The sequence below is a fragment of the Ensifer aridi genome, assembly GCF_002078505.1.
Taxonomy (GTDB): Bacteria; Pseudomonadota; Alphaproteobacteria; order Rhizobiales; family Rhizobiaceae; genus Sinorhizobium; species Sinorhizobium aridi.
In genome coordinates, this window is record NZ_LUAV01000022.1 from 233,509 (window position 1) to 255,248 (window position 21,740).

Sequence of the window (21,740 nt, forward strand, 5' to 3'; positions counted from 1 at the left end):
ACGGCCGGGTTGAGATGCGCGCCTGAGATTGGCCCGACCGTATAGGCCATGGCCACTACGGATAAGCCGAAGGAGAGAGCGACGCCCACTGGCCCCACCTCCGAACGCATGAAGAGGATCGTGCCGCAGCCGAAGAAAATGAGTGCGAAGGTTCCGACGAATTCGCAAATATACTTGTTCATGTCCGCTCCGTTACCTGAATTTCCGTGATGGGTTTTCTGTGTAGTAATCCCTTGGCATTCGATGCTCCGCCGATCGGCCGAGCATTCCGCGTCACCGACACGGTGTCCCAGCGTCGCATGACGCGCAGCACCGATGATCTCGCATCGTGCATTTTCTCGAACTCCCGAGGTCGGCGTAACAAGCAAAGTCGCTGTTTCCCGACGAAATCCATCGCTATCACTTCGAGATCACCGGCACTGTGCTGCAATCGAGTTCTGCCGATTTCTACGCATATGGCGTGCCAATTGAGAAAACTGCTTAATAACAACGCGATCAATTCGATAGCGCTCTGTCCAATATCCGACAGGATCGAGAACTCTACAGTGAACGCCTGTCGCCTCTTGCACAGCACGAACAGACTAAGTCGCAAACTTCAGCCGGACGACGCAGTGGTACGGATCGAACTACCTATGTTGAAACGTGACCGGACCCACAGTCACTTCAGCATTCTTAACCATCAACGACTCTGTTTGTTTTGTGGATCGACGAAAAGGTGGCAGGAAATTGCGCCAGATCAATGCGGCTCAGAGAGTGTAGCTGAGATTCGAAGAGTTGGCGCAAAGGAGGAACGCCATGACACACCCCCAAAATTGGAGGTCCGCGTTCGCAGCAGCTCTTGATCGGGCACTGAAACCTGCTGTTTCGCCCGGCGATCAGGCGAAGGCGGCACCGCAAGCCACCGGACTAAGAGATGATCCACGGCCGGCCGGGAGTGAGCCGGGAGAACCCCATCTTTTGCTCATGCGGATCGAGGCGCTCCAGCTCAATCCCACCCGAGTCAAAGCCTTGATGCCAGCCGACTTTCGCGTGCTGGCCCACGTTTGTGAGTATTGCCAAGACAAGGTGAGGTGCGAACGTGATCTTCTCTACGAGGCAGCCGGCAAAGCTGTTAGCTGGGAGAATTACTGTCCGAATGTCTATCGGTTGAGAGCGATGGGTTTGCTTCAAACAGTTCGCCCGCAGTCGACAGGGCGCAGCGTCGGCGCCCGCCAAGGGCCTGCGTGAGTCCGCCTGAGGACCTCTTGGGCCCGGTCCAGTACCGAAGGGTCATCCTGAACTATGCGGATCGCCCGTTTGAAGTGCCGTGCCCTGCAATCCCGCGCTTCATGGCGGCTCGCGTCGGTCCTGACCTAATCTGCACATGCAGTCGAGCACGCGTGGACGAACCGGCCGCATCGAATTGGGTCTGATACCTGCCTTCCGGCGCGTGTGGATCATTTCGTTTCCCATTGAGGTACTGCACCACGTCGCACTGAACGAGCTGCGCATCTTACCGTCTGGCAATGTGGAGCGTGGTGACGGCACCTGTGGGAGCAGTCATACTAGATCTGCTAAAATGTTATAACTGCGGGTGGACAATAGGGATTTCGGGGGACATGGAGGGCGCGTCCCAAGGGTCTCCGTTCGACGGAAACATTGACGTTGCCGATGAGATCGAGAGCAGGGGAGAGATTCCGGAAGAAAGACCCATGAGTGTCAAATTGTCGATCTCAGTGGCCGACTAGCAGGATGCGTTTGCCCGTTACTCGTGGAGAGCGGCCGGTATTCCAGCGTGAAATCGAGGTGTGTGGATCGGATCATTTCGCGGCGCCGATCGACTAGCCAAGCTCGTATCTCGAGCGAGATATCTGCTACAAAGGCGTCATGCGATCCTCGCGCTTCGACATCGGCTATAGCCACATTTTCCGTATTCAGATATTGCAAGACCATAGGGGGTGTACACATGGTCTTTGGGAATTACTAAATCAGGGGTACCCGAGAAGTTATAGGCAACGGAATGGGGAGCGGAAGGGGGTACGGACCGGACCATACTACAAATGCGCCCTTGAATCCTCCTGAAGTTGTAGATGCTTCTTGGGAAGTCAGTTCGATCGCACCATAGGCCGCCATTTTAGTCTTCATTATTGTCTCCTTTCAGGGTTCAAACCATCAGTCGGTGCTGGCAGCTCGTGCCGCCAGGGCACGAGAGATTCAAGTCACTTGACACTTGCGCTTAACCCCCACCTTTCCCTCCCGGAGCCGGAGCTCGCGCGTTCATGATTACTCGTGGCCTATGGGGATTAGCAGCTTCCTTTAAGCTGCTAATCCAAGCGAGCTTGCCGCAACTTATATCCTTCAGCTTTAGCCGTGCTTTTGTTTCAATATCACGCTCGCAATGTACGCAGCCGTAATTCCTAGTATTCCCACTCCTCCCGCTATTCCAAATACCCAAGCTAACGCCGGCAACCAACCTCCGAAGGTTGCAGATGCTTGGTGAGGGGTTAGCTCGGCTACACCATAGGCTGAGACATCGGTCTGCATTTTTGTCTCCTTTGTAAGTGAGGCGATGAGTCAGTGACGGTGGCTGGCCGTCCAGCCACGCAAAGAGAGATAATCAAGACTCGTGCCAACTTCGCAGAAGGGCAAGAAGGGCCGTAGAAAACGGTCTGCGCCTCCTCCTTATTTTGTAAAATGGCGGCAGCCAGAGTGGAACGGCACGCGGCTGGAACATCACCGTGTCTCGGACGCGACAATCCCGACAACAGGGGCAATGAGATACATCGGGAGAGCGAAAGGGGCAAAAGACCTCAGCTTCCCGCTCTGATGCCGCTGTTAACGCTGCAGACGCGCCGATCTCTTGCTCCGTAGAATGACGTAGTGAATGGATCGCGCAGTGGTGGAGGCGGAACTAAAGGACGTCGGTGATCAAGCTCTGATATGCGGATTGGATACCGCATTCCCGATTATGCGCGCACGCGCTTCGACCTGCGCCGCTCTTTGCGGGACTTCGATTCGGGGTGCTCGTGCTGACGTCCGCCTGGTTCAACGTCTGAGGCTTCCGTCAGCAACGTCACTTGCTACGCGTCATGCATGCGCAAGGCTTTCCGCACGAAACCGTCACCATCGCCGCGATCGAAAGCGGTGTCCGTTGCTCGTTGCAGCTCGCGATATGATTACCGACTTCCAAACTTGCCTGACCGATTTCTGTTGGTATCCGGCAGCGCTCGACGCTCCGCGGCTCGGCCGAGCTTTCGGCAGACGCGTTACTGGCTCGACATCGGACGTGTGCTGCAAACGAGCCTGCCGTTCGCCTCGCATTTGGTATTAACATAGGGGGCTTCACCCCCTATGTTCTTTGGGGACTACAAATTCGGGGTATCTGAGCAGAATACTATTGGGGGGATCGGAGGGACGCCAACAACTATGGAGCAGGTTCCTCCTGAAGTTGTAGATGCCTCTTCGGGAGTTAATTCGGTCACACCCCAGCCTATTATTTTGGTCTTCATTTTTGTCTCCTTTCGACGCTTAAACCATCAGTCGGTGCTAGCAGCTCGTGCCGCCGCGCACGAGAAAGATCCAAAAAACGTGCCAGCTCCGCCGGGTGCGCCGTTCCGCATGAACTTCAATGGCTTCAACAAAATGCGGGCACGCCCGGCAAACTCACCGTCGAATACGAAACCCGACAGTTTGGGTCAGCACAGGGTACCTAACGCGGTCCCATGTCTCTGGGACGGTGTAGCCATGGCGGGCGTTTGGGGGGGAGGCGCGGCGCGTCCCCTGGAGATTCAACCACCACTTATAGTTCAACGTCTTTGGGAGGGAGATCATCTTCATCAAAGGACTTGTCCCGCGACGAATGACAGCCCGGTCCAGGCCGCTTTCCTAGCTTGTCTTGCCTGCTGTACCAGCGGAATTCCTTTCCCGAAGACGTGTATGCCCCATGACGATGAGATCGGAAGAGGTATCCATGGTGCTCGTTCAGAAGACTCGAATCGGGCGCAGAGAGCCCGGAGACCTCGAGCCCTTGAATGACTTTCTTTTCGTCTGTGTCGGGCAGGAGCCGAGGCGTAATGCTGTTGAAGGAGGCGACGGCGTTTCTTGCGAGATCATTGCCTCGGTATGCATCGGGACTGGAAGTGCAGGATACCACCCTGTGCAACAGAGTTGGCTCATGGCTGCCGAAAACTCCTGTCAGTCACTTCAATCGATGCAGCTCCCCTCGGCGTACATCATACTAACCACACTCTCGGTTTTGTCGAGTTCGCGACAAGGTGATGTTCTGCCGGCGGGCAGGACGAATTGGTCGTTTGATCGGCAGAAATGGAGGCAACAATCAAAACCGAAAAATCGGCTGTGGTGTGGCCGACATAAGCATCGTTGTCAGCGCTCTTCGCCACTGACGAACTGAGGCGCCCGCCCGCGAGCGTATAGAACGAGTCACCGCGATCTTCGCCGATGTCTGTACCCGGCGCTCGCAAAAGCACAGGTCCGGCGCGAACTCCCGACGTGGCATCGATCACGACCAATGGAGGGGCACGCGTCCCCTGGCTACTCAAGCCACAGCAGGCGATTGGTAGCTCCCGACAATCCGCTCGGTTCGGGAAAGCAACGCTAATTCGGACCGTCCCCAAGCGGCATGCAACTTTCCGCTCCGCCTCGCGCCGCGAGATCCACGGATCCTAAGAACCGCACGAGATGGGGATAGGGGCGGTGGACCCGGTTTGTGCACGCCACAAGCGGGTGTAAGCACCCTCTTCTGTCACTAAATCATCATGCCTTCCCTCCGCAACCACCCGCCCCTTATCCAAAACCACGATCTTATCGGCCATGCGAATGGTACTAAGTCGATGAGCGATGACGACGATGGTCTTGTCTGCCCGACGCAGTTCCTCTACCACCCGCAGGACAGACGCCTCGGCGAGCGAGTCAAGAGAGGAGGTCGCCTCATCGAGGATCAAGATCTCCGGATCGCGGTACAGAGCCCGAGCCAACGCAAGGCGCTGCTTCTCGCCGCCCGAGAGACGGACGCCGTTCTCGCCCAAATAAGTTTGGAAGCCGCGAGGCCAGCGCTCGATTGACTGCAATAGTCCTATTTGGTGGCAGATTTGCAGGATCTTCTCGATGTCCGGCTCGAACTCGCCTAGCGCGATGTTCTCGATTACCGAGCCCGCAAACACGTCTACCGATTGGGGTACCGCGGCGACGATCTTGCGCAGGGACTCGGTCGAGAGGTCCTGAAGGGCATAGGGGCCAATCCGGATGCGACCACTCTCTAACGGATAAACATTTTGCAGCAGCGCCGCAAGGGTGCTTTTTCCCGACCCACTTTCCCCCACCACGGCCGTCATCTCGCCCCGGCGGAAGCTGACGCTGAGGTCTTGGAAAAGCTCCGGCTGCGCGCCATGGCGGAACGTAACGTTCTCCAAGCGGATATCGCCAACAGCGGATTTGGTTGCATCGATGCCTCCGTCGCTTGCCGGCTCCAGGTCGAAAATCTCGAACAGGCGATCTGCCGCGATGAAAGCATCCTGAACAATCCGGTTGGCCTGGATCAGGCTGGCAACAGGCTTGGTGATGTAGCCGAATAAGGTATAGCAGGATAATAACTCACCAGGTGTGACGGTCTGATCGAGGGCAAGCGTCGTTCCGAACCACATCAGCGCGATTGTAAATAGGTTCGAGAGGAAAGTGGAGGCGCTGTCCCCGAAAATAGAGACGAGGCCGGAGCTGTAGACGGAATGTAGCGTCTTGATGAAGCGGGTTTCCATCTTCAAGTTGGCGAAGCTCTCCATGCCGGAGGTCTTGATCGTGGAGAGAGCTCCGAGTGACTCCACCAATTGCGCCTCCAGATCGGCGGCATTTTCCATAACGGCGCGCTGGCGCTTCCTATTCAGCCGGTCAATGGTCCAATAGAGCAAGAGGTATAATGGGATAGAGATCGCCACGACTAAGGCGATCTTCCACGAGTAGATGAACATCAGCCCGAACGAGAATAGTGTCATCAGCGCGTTGACGAACATGTTGATCGAGACGTCGTTCAGGAAGCTCCTGATCTTCACCGCGTCGTTCATGCGGGAGACGATTTCGCCCATGCGCATGCCGTCAAAGAACTTCTGAGGCAGACTTAGGATGTGATTGTAGTAGCCGAGGATCAGGTAGACATCGATCTTCTGCCCCGTTTGCAGAATGAGCCGGTTTCGAAGGAAATCGATCAGGATCTGTGTCACTAGAATAAGCAGCATCGCCACGCTCATCAGGTTGAGCAGGTTGCGGTTGCCCGCCGTGATCACATGATCGATGATTTTCTGGACGTAGATGGCAGTCGAGAGACCGAGGACCGTCGTCACCAGCGCCCCGACGAAAGCCTGTACCATTACCGCCCAGTGCGGCGTAAGCAGCCGGGCAAAATGCGCAAACTGCGAGGTGGTCTCGTCGCGGGGCTTGAAGGCGTCTGCCGGAACCAGGAGTACCAAGACGCCAGTCCATTGCGCCTTGAATTCCTCGTGCGACAGCCTGCGGACTTCGCCATAGGCTGGGTCCATAACGATGACCCACTTGGCGTCGACCGCCTGGATCACGACAAAGTGGTGCAGGACGTCCTTGACGATTACGTGCGCGATAGCCGGCTTCGGGATCTTGTATAGGCTATCGAAGCCACCCTTCACCCCCTTGGCGATGAAGCCCAACTTCTGGGCCGCTTCCGTGAGGCCGAGCACGTTGGTGCCGGAGCGGTCGGTCGAGGCGTATTGGCGGATGCGCGACAATGGCAGCTTGTAGCCGTAAAAAGCTGCGACAGAAGCAAGGCTGGCGGCCCCGCAATCGGTGACGTCCCGTTGTTTGAACTTGATGGCCTTACTGGACATGGCAGCTCGCTGGTTGTTTTGACATGGAGAATTACCGGCCCGCCAGGAGCGGATTGAGCCAATCGTCGACGTCATTGTAGAGGAGTTGCAGGAGAGTGCGGTCGGCCACGAGGAAGCGAGCCCGTACGCTCATGCCTTTCTTCAACTGACCGATGACGCCGTTCTTGAGTGCGAGATGGCTACGGGAAAGCGCGCAGCCGACTTTGAAGACCGGTTTCCCGTCATTCACGGTAAAGTCCTGCGCCACATTGAGCACTGTCGCGTCGATCACACCCCATTCATTGTAATTGAAGGCATCCACTTGCAGCCGCACCGACTGGCCCGGCCGCACGAAGCCGATGTCGTTGGGGGAGACGTAGATTTCCGCCACCAATTCACCGTCCGGCGAAATCGAAGCGACCGTTTGCCCCGCTTGCACGTAGCTGCCAGGGGTGAGGCCGGAGAATTCCGCAAGAGCGCCCGACACCGGGGCTCGAATGCGGGTCAGGTCCCGTTCATTCTCGAGCTGATGCAAAGTGGCCGTGAGTTCCTTGACGCGTAAATTGGTGTCGAAGAGCTGCTGATTCCATTCGGCGGACTTTCGCCGCACGAGGATCTCGCCCTGGACCTCAATGTTCTGGAGGGCGAAAGCCTTTTCGTCGACCGCTTTTGCGGGTGCTGCAGCAACGGAGACCAGTCGCCTAGCGCGGTCGAGTTCCGCCGCGGCATTGCTGCGGGCATATTGGTTTTCCCGCAGCAGGTTGAGAAAATGCGCCCGCTCGGCGGTGATGGACTCGGTCAGGAGGCGGATCGGGTCCTTAGCATGTGTGCCGGAGGAGATGAGGGTTTCGAGGTCACGGGCAATATCACTCTTCGCGCGAATGTCGGCTGTAACCGCCCTGAGCTTTTCCTCAACCACCTCATCGTCGAGGGCGAGAATCTCCTGCCCCTGGGCAACCCGATCGTTCTCAACGGCAAGGATCCGGGAGATGCGTCCGGAGACGGGCGCGATCAGGGGCGTCTTCTCGATGGTGGGGCGAATGGTGCCGGCACTTTGGACAGAGACCGTTATCGTGATGAATGGCAGCGACACCAATGTCGCTATCACAGAGAGCACAATGATCCTGTAGATGACCAAAGATCGTCCTGATCTTCGGGAGAGAATGCTCTCCGCGGTGCAGCATGCGATTTCAGGAGAAAGGGGAACTGCTGATCTGTGTTGAGTATGAAGCATAGCTCGCTTGCGCACTTCTCCTAACCGTGGGTCTGATCGCGTGCTGCCCCTTCCGCTATAGTCGCAGCTGCAAAAGCAAGCAGTGCAAAAGCCGCCCAAACTACTCCCCAGAGTAGCCCTCCCGAAATTGCAGGTGCTTCTTCAAGAGTTAATTCGGTTACGCCATAGGCTGCCATATCGGTCTTCATTGTTGTCTCCTTTTGCTGGCGCTCAAGCGATCAACCAGTGCTCGGCAGTTCCTGCCGGCCGCAGTAATAGAGAATCAAGAAACATGCCAACTGCTAGGGCAAGCCTCAAGAGAACAGTTCCCCATACTGTTCAATGGCTTGCGCTTCAGAGTGCGGCAGCACGCTTCGCCCAACGTCGTGTCGTGTACTTCACAAATCCGACAGCACGGGAGTGCAAGGGACGCCTGCATATCGGCCAGACCAGAAACAGATAGTACAATCCAGGACAATGAATTGCCTGGAGCACAACAATGCTCTTCTGGCAGCTTACGCGTCAGCTTCAAGGCCGAGCCCTTGTCCACGTTCGGGCCGGATTAGGTTGTCGAGGACCTCACCTTGCGGCCGATAGCTCCGCGGCTGTTGTGAGCGCAGTTTCAGAAGGCGCGAGACTGCGGCGATATCAAACGAAGAAGAGGGGCATCTCCGTCGCCTCGCAAATACGCGGTCTAAGCGGTTGCGGCCGACGCTCTTGGCGGCGCCTGCTTCATGCGAAACTCGGCCGGATGGTCAAGTCACTGTCCCTAACCGGACGGCCGCGTGCCAAGGCGTCGAAACTCTCTAGGTTCCCCAATCGAGGGTCGCCGCTCGGCGCTCCTTCATCCACCTCTTTAAAGCGGATGTTGAATCAGTCTCGCGCTCCGCACTTGACGATTGATATCTCTATCACAGGATCTGCTATCGTCGATCATCGAGCGGACTAAGGCAAGCCTGGCAGCGGGCGAGCGCTTGGCCGGAACGGCGGAGCCCCGTTCAAGTTGTCGCCTGCCAACTGCGTCTCGCCAATGGAAAGCCTGGTGCAAAAGTTGGAGAACTATGCGACGAGCTCGGAATTACGGGTCAGACAACCTATAGCGCCGAACTCGGGTGCTCGATCCGGGGTCTACCTTAGAGGGCCGACTATTTTGCATGTGGGTGCGAGTGGCTAATAGGCGCAGGCGCGCCACCTGTTCCCCTTTCTTCAACGACCGGGTCTGTGCAAGGACGTCCTTGCCGAAGCGCATCAGACAGGAGGGTTGGCACGGGAGAGGCCCGTCGAAGTTCTTGAGAGCACGCCGCGTTCGGCCGAGCACTTTGCGCCACGATCAGTTCGCGAAAATCGTTTCCGAGCAGGGCCAGAGTGAATCAGACCGTGAGCCGTCTGAGGACCTGTTGGCCCGGTCCAGTACCGTAGGGTCATCCTGAACGATGCGGATCGCCCGTTTGAAGTGCCGTAGCCTGCAATCCTGCGCTTCATACCAGCTAGGGTCGGACCTGACCATAACCTGCACCTGCAATCGGGCAGGCGTGCACGAACCGGCCGAGGCCTGAGAGTTTCGGCGCACGCTGAATCATCAGCTTGACGGTGTCGGGCTGTGCCAGCGTTAGAGGGTCCGCTCCAAAGCGAGCATGCAGTGTGCCGCCGACGGAACTTTTCTGCTTGTGTTGCACCACCACAGTCCTGCCTATCCCCTATTTTAAGTGAGAGGCTTGCCCGGCGTCTGAGGGAGCTGTTCCATATGGATTGCTTGTCTTGATAGTCTTCCAACCTCGACGAAGCGTAAACCTCCACTCGTTCAATCGCCAGCCTCTACACCACTTTCAACTTTAGGTCTCTGCCAGCGACGCCGATCAAATGGGAACATAACGTAATCGCGCGCGGTGAGCGGCTCGGGCTGGTCTCGGAGGCCAACTTCCGGCCACTCATTCTTACTTGGCCAGTATGCCGTTCGAAAAACGGTGTCCCAGATGGTTGTAAAAAACCCATAGTTTCGGCGCCGGTGATGCGCTTCCAACGAGTGGTGGATGCGGTGAAACTTATTGTCGCCAATGATGTATCGAAGCGGCCCAAGATTGATGCGGGTGCTGGAATGTGAAAGATGGGCCTGAAAGGTAATCAGTGTCATGGCAACAACGGGCACTACGCCAGATTCGAAGTGGAACAGCCTGAGCGGTAGTGCTACCAACGCTGCGTAAACGAGTGGCTCGGAAATGTGATGGTGGCAATTCCATGCCGTCAATTCGCGGATCGAGTGGTGAGTAGCGTGCATGCGCCAGAGGAGCGGAACAGCATGCTGTGCGCGGTGCATCCAGTAGTAAAAGAAGTCGCCGACAATTGCGACTAGAACGCCTGAAAGGACAGCCAATCCAGTATTGATGATTGCGTTGTCAGAGTGAAGCAACGTGCCGAAATTGATCGTTACGAGCGGCTTTACCCCTAGCCAGGCCAAGCTCACAGCGAAGAGGTGCCAGACAAACGCACCGAATCCGAGGCGAATAATCCAATTCCGCACGCCGCGGGCGTATGAGGCAAAACTGTATCGATAAGCCGGAAAGGTTAGCTCCAGCGCGGCGCAAAAGGTAGCGAAGATCACAACCAGCTCAAACGCGTTCACGAAGAGCTGGATCATCTGATTAACATCGAGAACGTGCATTTGTTTGCTCCGGCAAATCGTTCAAATGCTCCAACCTGAAGTCGGAGTGACTCTCATCAACGCGGTCGTCTTCGTCACGAGGGTGAGTCCAATTGTTATGAATCTCCAGCGCGGCGCGATAAATTCGGTCGGCGAAACGATATCCCCGCAGAATCATGAATTGCATATCGCCACGTGATGCAAACTTCCTTTCTGGGCCCATTCAGACGGTCTTCCGACGGCACAGCGGCGCACCGCGAGGATGTGCTATGCGGCATTTTCGCAGACTGGTAAAATCAGTTGTTTGGATGAGACCCATCCGTGTCCCAAATGGTTGGGGGAGCCGAGAGACTTCGTGGAGCGGTTACGCCTAATTACCCTATCTCCTCGTTACAGCTCTCTCCGCGACCTCGCGCCAGACTGTCGGGTTGTCGAGTCCGCAACACGGCGATGTTCGGCGGAGCGTGCCGCCGCATTCTCATTGAAGCCGTTAAATATCATGCTGACCCGCCCCTGAACTTTCATCCAACGGCGATTAGAGCCTCGGCGGTTGTCGATATTGTTGTCGCCGATCAAGGAAGATGACGGTTCCTGTTCCAAGTCGGGCACTGGCGGCCGAAGACTGTGAGGACCATTGCCTCGCGTCGTCAGCTGGTGAATTTCGTCGATCGTCATGAGACCGCGCGTGCGACGAACATCGTCAACAAAATGTGGAGATGTTTAGCCTCTCCAACGGTACGCACATCATGCAAGCGCGACCTTCATGGCTTTTTGTAAACCTTCCGAATCCCTCGAAGAAGTGTCTTGAGTTCGGGTTCGTCGACTGCGCAGGCTGCTTCCTCTGGCGAGAACCACTGAAGCTCGCGTTGCCCCATCTCCGGATAGTCTTGTTCGAGCTCCGAGACATATAGCAAGTGAACCTGGACGAGGGCGGGCGCTGCTCCTGGTCCCCTCAGTTTCTTGACATAGGTGTAGTGCCCGACAGGTTTCTTTTTCACCTGGCCCCGAACCCCGGCTTCTTCCCACGCTTCTTGTCGGGCAACCTCATGCGGCTTTTTCTTGGGTATACAGCAACCTTTGGGTATGACCCAGCGGCGACTGCCTCGGCTGGTGATAAGCAGAACTTGAATGTCGTTCTCTGCCCCCGGATTCGGCCTCACGCACACCGCGGCGTATTGGGCGATGACGTTACCCTTCAAGCGCTGGCCAGTTATCTTCATCAGCTCGGATGGAGCGGAACGGTTCGTACTATCAGCCGGCATCACGCGTCCTGCTTTCGATCAACAAACGGCCTCCTCGAGTGTGTGCGGCGGAGACGATATGGGTGTTGATGCGGTTCAGGTCGTGCAGCATGTCGAGGTGGTGCGACTTGTCTGCCGCTGTCGACGCGACCGTCGCGCAGGCGTTCCAGATGTCGCTCCGCCGATTGTTTTTCATTCGGCAAACTTCAACTACACACACCTTGGCGGGATTGAAGTCGCAGGTGACTAAGATCGTCAGGGCGATCCGCTGGGACGGGATCCCAGCAGTCCTCCTGAAGTTCTAGATGCGTCTTCGGGAGTCAGTTCGGTCACCCCATAGCTATCTTTTGGTTTTCATTTTTGGCTCCTGCTTTAGCGCTTAAACGATCAGCCGGTGCGCCCGTCGGCAGCTGCTGCTGACGCCGCGCGTCGAGAGAGCTTCAAGAAGCATGCCAGCTACACAGCAAGAGCCGTCCTGGCATGATATTTAACGGCTTCAATGAGAATGCGGCGGCCCGCCCGGCAAACAACAGCATGTCGCGCACACGACAAACCCGACAGTCTGGGCGATGCGGTGCGGAGCCGGCGATTCGACTCGGTCAGCGCAGGGTACGAGAGCTGTAACGAGGAGATACGCCGTTACGGACCATATTCCATCCGAACACTGGCGCGGTGCGTTCGTCGTGCCTCCCGTTGCCCCGGGTCCGCGACGGAAGCGGCGCACCGAAGACGAGCCGCGGCATCCCGATCTGGCGTTCGGAAAGCCGCGGCCTATTTTGTGTCCGATCCCAACGTGGAAGACAGCGGCTGATTCATCAAATGCTTGGGCCGGCAGTACGGACGATGCAGATGTCGGGCGGGGATGCGCTGCCGAAGTATTGGATGTATAGCTAATCTGATCGCGGAATTCGGTTGGCAGTGAAACAAGGCCTTTTAGGAGCGCCGGCAACATCGCCGCCCAAGCGATCGAGTAGCGCGAAATCATTTGCAGGCGAGACGCCCAATGCTTGCGCTGCAATCAGGCGCTGGCTTCCTTCGTGCAGCAGGCCGCCAAAAAATGGCCTGCATTCAGGACGGGAAAAGCGCTCCGGGCGCTTCGGGAGGGAGGCTGAAAGCGGAAGTGTTCTTTCATCATCAAGCCAGGCTTCAGCGTAGGCGAAGCCGATATCGCCGTGGCGATCCTGGCTGAATTGCCCGACAATTCGACCATCCCACCAGCCGTTGAGAACCCTTGCCGTCATTGTCTGCGTTCACCAGGAGCCAGAATATCGATCGAACAGCCGAGCGTTTGCAGAACCTGCAACACTTTTCCTATCTGAGCTGTCGGCTTGCCCGCCTCGAGATCGACAATGAACCGGAGCCCGACGCCAGCAACGCCTGCAAGCTCGTCCTGCCGCAAGTTTTGCTCCTTGCGTGCACTTCGGACCAGGGCGCCGATATCAGATGGAGTTTTAACCCGTTTTGCCATTATTATTTCCCGCTCGGGAAAACAGCAGCATACTTGGCGCTCTGTCGAGATCCATTTTCCCGAACGGGAAAATTAACGCGGCTGGATGATATCTTGGGCAAATAAATTCCCGAACGGTAAACTTTATACAAGGTTGGCTCCTGAAATTCTTCGAATTCGGCAGGCTCTGAGTCCCAACCCATCGTAAGCAGTTCCTCGTCACGGTTAGAGATGGAGCGGATCAAGGTGCGATCTGCTGCATGGCTGAGTCTTCATGGCGATGTGAACCGAATAATGTGGGCTGTCGCTTTCGGCATCGCTTGAGGCCGCCGCTTGAGGACTTCGGCTTAGTCCGAGATGACGGTGACGTCTCCGAAGCCGCGATACCCTCGGCGCAGCGCGCGTCAGGCCCTGGAAGTTGCGGGATTGCAGGCTCACGCGCTGCGGACCGACGCACATGGCGATCCCAGGGCTTGCGCTGCCTCGCTCAGATGCCGGTTGATGGCCTCGGCGCGTGGCATGCGGCCGGTCATGGAGCTGATCAGCAGCGGCGCGCGCACCGTCTTGCCCAGCAGCTAGGCGCACAGGTCGATCTGCGTCAGGTCCAACTCGGGCATGCGCAGTGTTCGAAACCGATGTACTCGCAGCCGGCGGCGACCGTGGCGGGCGCCGTTCCCCGATCCGGCACGATGTCCAGATGGTCGTCCTTGCGCCGGCTCAGGGCGGTGTCGCTCATGCTCGCTCCATCCGTCGCATCGGGCGCCGTTGCGTCGGATCGGACCGACGGCAGCGTGCGCACGCCGCCGCCTCCGCGCGTTCAGGCCGGCGCACGCTGGCCTCCCCCCGCAGCGTCGCTTCGGTAGCGGCTGGTCGAGGTCTGGTAGTACTGCGCGCGTATGGCGGCCATGGCCTCGATCAAGGGTCCCCACGGCGCGGGAAATCGTTCTTCCTCCATCACCCGGTGCAGCATGCGCGTATGGCCGGCCAGCTCGTCGTTGAGGAACTCCACCACAGGCATAGCCGGATAGCGTTGCAGCAGCAGGATCGCCGCGTTGTCGGCCTCGCCGGCCGACCTGTCCTTGTCGCGTCCATGCAGATCGTTCTGCAGGCGCCCTATCGCGGAGATGAGCCGCAGGACCTGGCGAAACGCCGGACGCGCGCGCAAGGTCGCCATGTCCAGCCCCCACAGCAACGACAGGCAACAGAACACGTTCGCGTAGGCGATCGAATCGATGCCGTTGTGCAGATACTCGGCGTAGGACCAGCGTTCCGCCCCTGTCGCCTCCGCGTGTCCGGCGCGCAGCGCCGCGCAGTAGCACCGGGTATCCTCGAGAAGCTGAGCATAGTCGCGACGATCGTAGGCAAGCGCGGCCAGCGAAGCGCGCAGCACAGCGCAGCCCTCGAATCCGGGGAGCGCGCATGGCACGCCCCGCCCCAGCGCCTGCTCCACCGCGGCGAGTTGCTCCGGCGCGATCAGGCCAAGGTCGTTACAATCGTCGAGCCAGAACAGCAGCGCCAGTTCGCGATAGAACGCCACGATCAGCGTTTCGTCCTGCGGATCGCGGCCGGTGCGGGCGCTGGTGTCGCGCAGGCTCGGGTGGATGCGCTGCAGGATGTACTGGCCGCCCCTGACCGCTTCCACGGCATGCTCGTCGGCGAACCCGGTCAGGGAATGACCCCACTCCAGCACCTGCTGCAGCGCGCGTTCGGTCTGGATCATGGCGCCGCTCCTGCTCCCTCGGCCAGAACGCGCCGCCCCCAACGAAGCGCCAGCCACAACCCGGCGAGTTCGGCCACGCGCACGACCCGGGTGGGGCAATACAGTTCCTTGCCGATCCACAGCGGCATCTGCGGCAATGCATGCGCCGCATGGCGGGCGAGCATCCACTCCAGCGCACGCGCCACCGCCTGCGCGATGCGCCGGCGCCCTGTCGGCTCTTCGCTCCCGTCCATCACGTGCAACGCGAACAGCGCATAGGAGGTTTCCTCTAATGTGGACGTGCGACCGGCGCCCCAGCCGCCGTCGTCGCGCTGCGCCTGCAGCAGCGCCGCCAGCGCGCGCTCGTCGCGCCACTGGGGCTTGCCTTGTGCCAGCGCAGCGACCGCATGTGCGGTGGGATACAGCCACGAAACGTGCCATTTTTCGTTGTCCCATAGACCGTGCGGGTTGCGATTGGCCTCGACGTAGGCGGTGGTGCCAGCGGCGGGCTTTCCCAACAGTCGCAACGCATGCAGGGCATGGATGTTGGTCGACACCGAGGCATTGCGCTCGCCGGGGAAGGTGACGAACAGCTCGCCGATTTCGAAATGGCGCAACGCATCGACCGCCGGTTCGCGGCCTGCAAGGCGCAGGACGCATAACGCAACGGCGGTGTCGTCCCCATCGGCCGCGAAGTGCAAGGCCGGGCCCAGACCGCGCACGCCCAGGCGGGAATCTAGCTGCGCGACGATCACGCGCACCGCCTCGGCGACCGCGGGATGCGCGAACAGCCCGGCCAGATGCAGGGTGTACAGCGACCAGCATGGCTCGAACACATTGATCGGCCAGACGTTGGGAACGACACCTTCGATGCCGCTGCGCGTCGCCCGCGATGCCGCCTGCAGATACGCGTCGGCGCGCGCGAGCTGCGGCGTGCTCCCCTTTCTCACGGCGTGCGCACGCCACGCGGCGGTGGCCGCCGGACTGATGCCGATGCTGCCGTCGTCATCCGGGCACGCGGTGGTCGGCGACGTCCCCCAGGCTTCCCAGGAGTGCAGCAACGGATGGCCGCTCGGCAACGTCGCCACCGCCCCCAGCTTGACCAGGCACGCTTGCCGCAACGGCAACAGCGCCGGGTGGCGCGGAAACGCCACGCCGCCCGGCAAGGATGCGGCCTCGCCGCACAACTGCGGCAGGATCAGCTCCGCGCCGATCGGCGCGTCTTCCGGCACCGCATGCGCGTAGGGATCGGGCTGGCGCTCGAGGAACCGGGTTGCAGCCTGGACTGCGTCGGCAGCGCCGGGAAGAGGGTCGGCACGCTGCAATGCCAGCAACGCCGCCCACGTGGGCGCATGGCGGAACAGCGGGAAGTCCGCGCTTCCCCATCCGCCATCGGCCTGTTGCTGCGCGATCAGCCACGCGTATGCGTCCTGCCGACCGGTGACGTTGCCGTGGAACTGCAGAGCTCGCGCCGTGTCGTAAACGGACGGACCGACGCTGCCGCCGTCGCTCATCCCGCTCAGCAGGTGGCGCAATTCGGAAAGGATCTGTTCGGACAGCGCGTTCACGCGGGATGTTCCTTCTGCAGACGGTTGACGAGAACCAGGATCGGGCAGACGCCGACGCACGTCGCCGCCGACTCGGACACAGTGCAGCATGCACCGCCGCCAGCCGATCGCAGCGGCACAGGACGGCTCCATGCGGACGGGCGCGCTCATGCGCATGGCGCGTGCTTGAATAGATACGCGTTGGCCCGCTGCAGCATCTGCGCCAACCGTTCGGCACGCGGCCCCAGCGGGGCGATAGCCTCCCCCGCGTCGCGCAACAGATCCAGCGCGAACTGGCGCGCTGCCTGCAGCCCCATGATCGACGCACAGGTCGGCTTCTGCGCCGCCGCGTCCTTGCCGGAGGTCTTGCCCAGCGTCGCGGTATCCGCTGTCGCGTCTAGAATGTCGTCGACCACCTGCAACGCCAGGCCGAAACAGGCGCCGTAGCGGTCGAGCGCACAGTACAGCGCAGCGTGCGCGGCATCCTCCGCGACGGCGCATAGCGCGCCCATGCGAACGGACGCGCGCACTAGCGCGCCGCTCTTCATCCGGTGCATCGCCACGATCCTGTCCAGCTCGACGTGCTGTCCGACCAGCGACAGATCCATGGCCTGCCCGCCTGCAGCACCCTCGGCGGATACCGCCTGCGCCAGTTCCCGCACGAGCGCGATACGATTGTCGCCCGGCGCATCCAGGCTCGCCAGGGTCAGGAAGGCGTGCGCCTGCAGCGCATCGCCGACCAGGATCGCAGTGGCTTCGCCGAACTTGACGTGCACGGTCGGACGGCCGCGGCGAAGCACGTCGTCGTCCATCGCGGGCAGGTCGTCGTGGACCAGGGTACAAGCGTGCATCATCTCGATGGCGGCGCCGACGTCGTCGAGCATGTGCGCCGGCGTGTCGGCCAGTGTGCCGGCAGCCAGACAGAGCAAGGCGCGGGTGCGCTTCGCGCCATGCAAGGTGGCGTAGCGCATCGCCGCCATCAGCTCGGTCTCACCGTCGTCTTCGGCGCAGAGAAGGCGCGCCAGCGCCTGTTCGACCCGCGTTGCGCCGTCCTGCATCCAGATCTCCGTCAGCAGCCTGCCGGATGCGCCGCGCGCCCGCGCGCCCATTCCGCCGAGGGTGGAAACGCCAGTTCGGTCGTCGTGTAGCGTGGAACCGGTCTGCACGTTGTTCATGTCCTTGTTCCTGACAGGAGACGGCCACGACGAGCGGCGAGCCGCCGCGGTGTTGCCGGCGTCGCACCGAGCGCGCGCGCCGAGTTCAGCAATGCCGCGCGCCGCCGGTGCCGCTGCCTCGCCGCACGGGGCATGCGGACGCCTGCTCATGAGAATCCGATGCGGACTGTCATGGACGGATGTGCGGTCGGGTAATACCGCCGGCCTTTTTCGACGCCGCTCAGCAACCGCGGCCGCACCCCTGCCTTGTGCATGGTCAGCGCCAAGGCGATGCTGAACTGCACCAGTTCCAGCCATACCAGGTGGTAGCCGATGCAGACGTGTGGGCCGGAACCGAACTGCAGCATGTCCACCGGCCGGATCGGCTCCGTTCGTTGCAGCCACCGCTCCAGGCGGAACTCATCAGGCGCCTCGTGCAGCAGCGCCGAGGTCGAGAAATGCAGCAGCGGGATGCACAGATCGGTGCCCGCGGGAATGCGCCGTTGGCCAAGTTGCAATTCCTGCAGCGCGCGACGCGGCAGGAGCGTGACCGACGGATGCATGCGCAGCGTCTCGCGGAACAGCGCCTCCGCGACCGGACACTGCGCCAGGTCCGCGTGCCGGGTCGGCACCGCGCCCACGCGTTGCGCCTCCTCGACCAGGGCGTCCCACAGCACAGGCTGCCGCGCCAGCTCGATCACCATCCAGGCCATCGTCGAGGCGGTGGTGTCGTGACCGGCAAGCAGCAGCACGCGGATATTGGCGACCAGGACGTCATCGGAGAGCGCATCATCGCTGCGATCGAAGGCGCTCACCATGTCGTTGATCAACCCGGTGCGCGCGGCATGCGCGCGCGCGTCGCGGACGAACTGGCGCAACTGCGCGTCGATCCAGTCGCGGGCGGCGCGGCCGCGCCGCAAGGGCAGTCCGGGCAGGTCGACCCGGGGCGCAACGATCAACTGCAGCAGTTGCCGGTACTTCCGGTGCCATCCCGGCAGGTCCTGCGCGGGGATTCCCATGAGGCTGAAGATGAGCTTCAGCATCAGGTCCCCGGTCTCGCGCAGGATGGTTACGTCGCCGCGGTCGCGCCACGCCTGCACCCGCGCCCGGATGACGGGCGCGAACAGGTCGCCGATGCCGGCCTGGGTCAGCCCCTTGGGCAAAAACGCCGTCTTGATCGCATCCCGCGCCTGCCGGTGCGCGCCGCCGTCCTGGGCGACCAACGTTCCGCCAAGCAATTCGGGCGCGATCTCTTCGATCAGCGCCGAGGACATATCCTTGTGCCGGAGCAGTGCGAACGCATCCGGATCCATGCAGGTCATCTGGTGGCCGGCAGGGCCGAAATCCAGCCAGAAATGGCTGCCCAGCATCCGTTCCGCGCGCCGCAGCAGGCGCGGCAGGTCGCAGACGATGGCGGGAAGATGCCCGACAAAGGGGTAAGCGCCGGGCACGACCGGGATGTCGTGCCGCAGTCGGTGCCGACGGTCCAGCGGGTTGAGCAGCATGTCCATCAGCAGCGCTCCGCTTCGGCGGTGTCGCCGGCAGGCCGCGCGGCGGGGCTGTTGCCACCGTCGGCGTACGTCGGCACATGCGCCAGCATGCCGCCGTCGATGCACACGACCTGGCCGGTGATGAACGCAGCATCGTCGGAGAGCAGGAACGCCACCAGCGCGGCCACGTCCTCGGGGCGGCCAACGCGCGGCAGGAGCTGGTGCCGGCGCAGATGCCGTTGCATGCACTCGTCCAGCTTGGCAAGGAGACGCTCGGTCATGATGAGACCCGGCGCAACCGCGTTGCAGCGGATCTGCGCATGACCGTACTGGGTGGCGAGCGAGGCCGACAGCATGTTCATCGCCGCCTTCGACGCGGCGTAGGACGTCTGTGCGGTGTCACCGCTGAGCCCCTGGCACGACGACATGTTGACGATCGCGCCACCGCCGCGGGCGATCATCCGTGGGATGGCCTGCCGGCAGCAGAGCAGCGTGCCGCGCAGATTGGTCGCCATGGTCTGATCCCAGACCGCCAGGTCCAGGTCGAGGATCGTGCGGTCGCGCGGGGTCAGATGCATGGCGCTCGCGTTGTTCACCAGCAGGTCGACCCCACCGAAGTGCCGCTCCGCCGTCTCGAACAGCGCTGCCACCGCCTGCGCATCGGCGATGTCCATGGCCAGGGCCAGCGCGTGGCCCGCCTCGGCCGCGATCTGCTCCGTGCAGGCGATGGCCGCCGAGCCATCAATGTCGGCCACCACCACTCTGCCGCCCTCGCGCGCGATGGCGAGGGCGCATGCCTTGCCGATGCCGGCGCCGGCGCCGGTCACCACGGCCACCTTGCCTTCAAACCGCCCCATCGTGTCCTCCTGGATTACGTTCGTCTTTCGCGGCATGCCGCTCGGCCTCCGCCGGACAACGCGCACGGTCGGCGCTGGCGCGCTCGTCATCGCCAGCGTCGCTTTCGATGATCCGAATGGCGGCGACCGGGCACTGGCTGGCCGCGAGCCGCACGGGGGCGTGCAGCGCCTGCGGGACCGTTGCCACGCACACTTCGGCCACGCCGTCCGGTTCGCGCTGACGAAAGGTGCCCGGCAGCGTCAGCACGCACTGCCCGGTTGTTCCGCACAGATCCTGGTCGATCACGACGCGCATCTCAGCCCCCCTTGCGCATGCAGCCGCACCGGCAGCGCGCGGAACGTCCTAAGGAACGCGGAGGGCTCCCGGGTCGGCTGCTCGGCCAATGTCAGCGTGGGGAAGCGCGCCTGGATCCGCGGCAGGCTCTCGGCCAGCTGCACCCGGGCCAGTTGCGCACCGAGGCAGAAGTGGATGCCGTGGCCGAAGCTCAGCATGATCTTCCCGTCGGTCGACATGCCAGGACTGGTGCCGTAGAACCGCGCGGGATCGAAGCGGTCGGGATCGGCGAAGGCGTCCGGGTCGCGATTGCCGGCCGCGATCAGCACGCGCACGTCCGCGTTCTTCGGGATCACCACGCCGCCCAGTTCGATGTCGCGCTGGGCGATACGCGGAATGGAGCTGAACATGGCGGGTGCGTCGCAGCGCAGGACTTCTTCGACGAATGCCTTCACCCCCACGGCGTCTCCCCGCAGCCAGTGCCGCTGTTCGGGATACGCCAGCATCGCCAGGACCGCATGGTCGATGGTCGCAGCAGTGGTGGCGAAGCCGCCCAGCAGCATGCCCCACAGCATGCTGATCAACTCCGCATCCGACAGCGTGTCGGCATCGTCGTCGTGTGCGCCGACCAGCATCGATACGATGTCCTGGCGGGGATCGGTGCGCTTGCGCTGTATGAGGTCGCCGAAGTAGGCCTGCACCCTGGCGCTGGCCGCGTCCGCCGCGGCGAGCTGGGGATCGCTGGCGTGCGGGCTCAGGCCTTCCATAATGGCGCCGATGCCGGCGGCGAGCCCGAACATGTCTTCCTGGGGCATGCCGAACAGTTCGGCGAAGGCCAGCATGGGCAAGGCCAGCGCGAATTCCCGATGCAGGTCCACCGCCTCCCCGCGCTCCAGCGCGGGCGCCATGCCGTCCAGGCGCGCTGCGACGATGCGCGCGATGCTCGGCCGCAGGTTGTCGATCTGGCACATGGTGAAATCGCGCGAGATCAGCCGGCGCAGACGCGTATGCGTCGGTGGTTCTTTCATCGCTAGCGTGGACGCCAGCAGATTGAGCGACAGGCTGGTCGCCGCACGCGGGAAATAGCGCGCCAGTTCGCCCGGCGCCGGTCCCCGAAACGCGTCGCCCGTGGCCTGGAGCACCCAGTAAATGTCGGCGTGGCGGCTCAACAGAAAGAGGCCCGACGCCGCGCGATGCACCGGATCGTGCTCGCGCAACCATCGCATGAACGGATACGGGTCGTGGATGCACGCTGGCGACGCCAGTTCGGCGAAGGCGTCCCGGCATGCTGCCGTGTTTTTTTGGACGTCCATCTTGGTTACCTGTTGCCTGGCTGATCTGACCGGCGCGCGCCAG

At 61.2% G+C, this 21,740-nt stretch carries 14 protein-coding genes and 3 pseudogenes; all 17 read right to left on the bottom strand.

Annotated features, from left to right (window positions below; genetic code table 11):
- The coding region (locus tag AYK65_RS20155; RefSeq protein WP_172402048.1) for an aquaporin at nucleotides 1–182 on the bottom strand (182 nt) is incomplete at its 3' end.
- Nucleotides 183–4,661: 4,479 nt separating this feature from the next.
- Nucleotides 4,662–6,845, bottom strand: a complete 2,184-nt coding sequence (locus AYK65_RS20170) for a peptidase domain-containing ABC transporter (RefSeq protein WP_081160005.1) — start codon at nucleotides 6,843–6,845, stop codon at nucleotides 4,662–4,664.
- Between the two features lie 31 nt (nucleotides 6,846–6,876).
- Nucleotides 6,877–7,962 (bottom strand): HlyD family secretion protein, encoded by a 1,086-nt coding sequence (locus AYK65_RS20175; protein WP_081160008.1) that lies wholly within the window; start codon nucleotides 7,960–7,962, stop codon nucleotides 6,877–6,879.
- 116 nt (nucleotides 7,963–8,078) lie between these two features.
- A complete protein-coding gene (locus AYK65_RS32520; protein ID WP_172402039.1) occupies nucleotides 8,079–8,246 on the bottom strand; it encodes a hypothetical protein in 168 nt (55 codons plus the stop codon).
- A 1,592-nt stretch (nucleotides 8,247–9,838) separates the two neighbouring features.
- Nucleotides 9,839–10,696, bottom strand: a complete 858-nt coding sequence (locus AYK65_RS20180) for a sterol desaturase family protein (RefSeq protein ID WP_081160010.1) — start codon at nucleotides 10,694–10,696, stop codon at nucleotides 9,839–9,841.
- A 740-nt stretch (nucleotides 10,697–11,436) separates the two neighbouring features.
- A complete protein-coding gene (locus AYK65_RS20185; RefSeq protein ID WP_081160013.1) occupies nucleotides 11,437–11,937 on the bottom strand; it encodes an NUDIX hydrolase in 501 nt (166 codons plus the stop codon).
- A pseudogene (locus AYK65_RS20190) lies at nucleotides 11,927–12,196 on the bottom strand (Na/Pi cotransporter family protein); the annotation flags it as partial. The gene AYK65_RS20185 and the pseudogene AYK65_RS20190, both read right to left, overlap by 11 nt.
- Before the next feature lie 658 nt (nucleotides 12,197–12,854).
- Nucleotides 12,855–13,157 (bottom strand): annotated as a pseudogene (locus AYK65_RS20195) (HipA N-terminal domain-containing protein); the annotation flags it as partial.
- On the bottom strand, nucleotides 13,154–13,384 hold the full coding sequence (locus AYK65_RS20200) for a helix-turn-helix transcriptional regulator (RefSeq protein ID WP_037436056.1): 231 nt from the start codon (nucleotides 13,382–13,384) through the stop codon (nucleotides 13,154–13,156). The pseudogene AYK65_RS20195 and the gene AYK65_RS20200, both read right to left, overlap by 4 nt.
- Nucleotides 13,385–13,744: 360 nt before the next feature.
- Nucleotides 13,745–14,099 (bottom strand): annotated as a pseudogene (locus AYK65_RS20205) (type 2 isopentenyl-diphosphate Delta-isomerase); the annotation flags it as partial.
- A gap of 81 nt (nucleotides 14,100–14,180) precedes the next feature.
- Entirely contained in the window at nucleotides 14,181–15,083 is a 903-nt protein-coding gene (locus AYK65_RS20210) for a terpene synthase family protein (RefSeq protein ID WP_081160020.1), read from the bottom strand.
- Nucleotides 15,080–16,630, bottom strand: a complete 1,551-nt coding sequence (locus tag AYK65_RS20215) for a hypothetical protein (protein WP_081160022.1) — start codon at nucleotides 16,628–16,630, stop codon at nucleotides 15,080–15,082. Before AYK65_RS20215 ends, AYK65_RS20210 begins: the two co-directional genes overlap by 4 nt.
- Nucleotides 16,631–16,776: 146 nt before the next feature.
- Nucleotides 16,777–17,784, bottom strand: a complete 1,008-nt coding sequence (locus tag AYK65_RS20220) for a polyprenyl synthetase family protein (RefSeq protein ID WP_172402040.1) — start codon at nucleotides 17,782–17,784, stop codon at nucleotides 16,777–16,779.
- A gap of 146 nt (nucleotides 17,785–17,930) precedes the next feature.
- Nucleotides 17,931–19,274: a cytochrome P450 gene (locus tag AYK65_RS20225; protein ID WP_081160025.1), complete on the bottom strand. Its 1,344-nt coding sequence runs from the start codon at nucleotides 19,272–19,274 to the stop codon at nucleotides 17,931–17,933.
- Nucleotides 19,274–20,110, bottom strand: a complete 837-nt coding sequence (locus AYK65_RS20230; protein WP_081160027.1) for an SDR family oxidoreductase — start codon at nucleotides 20,108–20,110, stop codon at nucleotides 19,274–19,276. Before AYK65_RS20230 ends, AYK65_RS20225 begins: the two co-directional genes overlap by 1 nt.
- Nucleotides 20,097–20,405 carry a ferredoxin gene (locus AYK65_RS20235; protein WP_081160030.1) on the bottom strand — a complete coding sequence of 103 codons (309 nt, stop codon included), beginning with the start codon at nucleotides 20,403–20,405 and terminating at the stop codon, nucleotides 20,097–20,099. Before AYK65_RS20235 ends, AYK65_RS20230 begins: the two co-directional genes overlap by 14 nt.
- Nucleotides 20,393–21,697 carry a cytochrome P450 gene (locus AYK65_RS20240; protein ID WP_081160034.1) on the bottom strand — a complete coding sequence of 435 codons (1,305 nt, stop codon included), beginning with the start codon at nucleotides 21,695–21,697 and terminating at the stop codon, nucleotides 20,393–20,395. Before AYK65_RS20240 ends, AYK65_RS20235 begins: the two co-directional genes overlap by 13 nt.
- Nucleotides 21,698–21,740: the final 43 nt, after the last annotated feature.

Excerpts from the sequence above, each read along its gene's own strand:
- AYK65_RS20235 (WP_081160030.1), bottom strand. The coding sequence starts at position 20,405 with ATGCGCGTCGTGATCGACCAGGATCTGTGCGGAACAACCGGGCAGTGC.
- AYK65_RS20200 (WP_037436056.1), bottom strand. The coding sequence starts at position 13,384 with ATGGCAAAACGGGTTAAAACTCCATCTGATATCGGCGCCCTGGTCCGA.
- AYK65_RS20240 (WP_081160034.1), bottom strand. The coding sequence starts at position 21,697 with ATGGACGTCCAAAAAAACACGGCAGCATGCCGGGACGCCTTCGCCGAA.
- AYK65_RS20230 (WP_081160027.1), bottom strand. The coding sequence starts at position 20,110 with ATGGGGCGGTTTGAAGGCAAGGTGGCCGTGGTGACCGGCGCCGGCGCC.
- AYK65_RS20210 (WP_081160020.1), bottom strand. The coding sequence starts at position 15,083 with ATGATCCAGACCGAACGCGCGCTGCAGCAGGTGCTGGAGTGGGGTCAT.
- AYK65_RS20170 (WP_081160005.1), bottom strand. The coding sequence starts at position 6,845 with ATGTCCAGTAAGGCCATCAAGTTCAAACAACGGGACGTCACCGATTGC.
- AYK65_RS20220 (WP_172402040.1), bottom strand. The coding sequence starts at position 17,784 with ATGAACAACGTGCAGACCGGTTCCACGCTACACGACGACCGAACTGGC.
- AYK65_RS32520 (WP_172402039.1), bottom strand. The coding sequence starts at position 8,246 with ATGAAGACCGATATGGCAGCCTATGGCGTAACCGAATTAACTCTTGAA.
- AYK65_RS20225 (WP_081160025.1), bottom strand. The coding sequence starts at position 19,274 with ATGGACATGCTGCTCAACCCGCTGGACCGTCGGCACCGACTGCGGCAC.
- AYK65_RS20180 (WP_081160010.1), bottom strand. The coding sequence starts at position 10,696 with ATGCACGTTCTCGATGTTAATCAGATGATCCAGCTCTTCGTGAACGCG.
- AYK65_RS20185 (WP_081160013.1), bottom strand. The coding sequence starts at position 11,937 with ATGCCGGCTGATAGTACGAACCGTTCCGCTCCATCCGAGCTGATGAAG.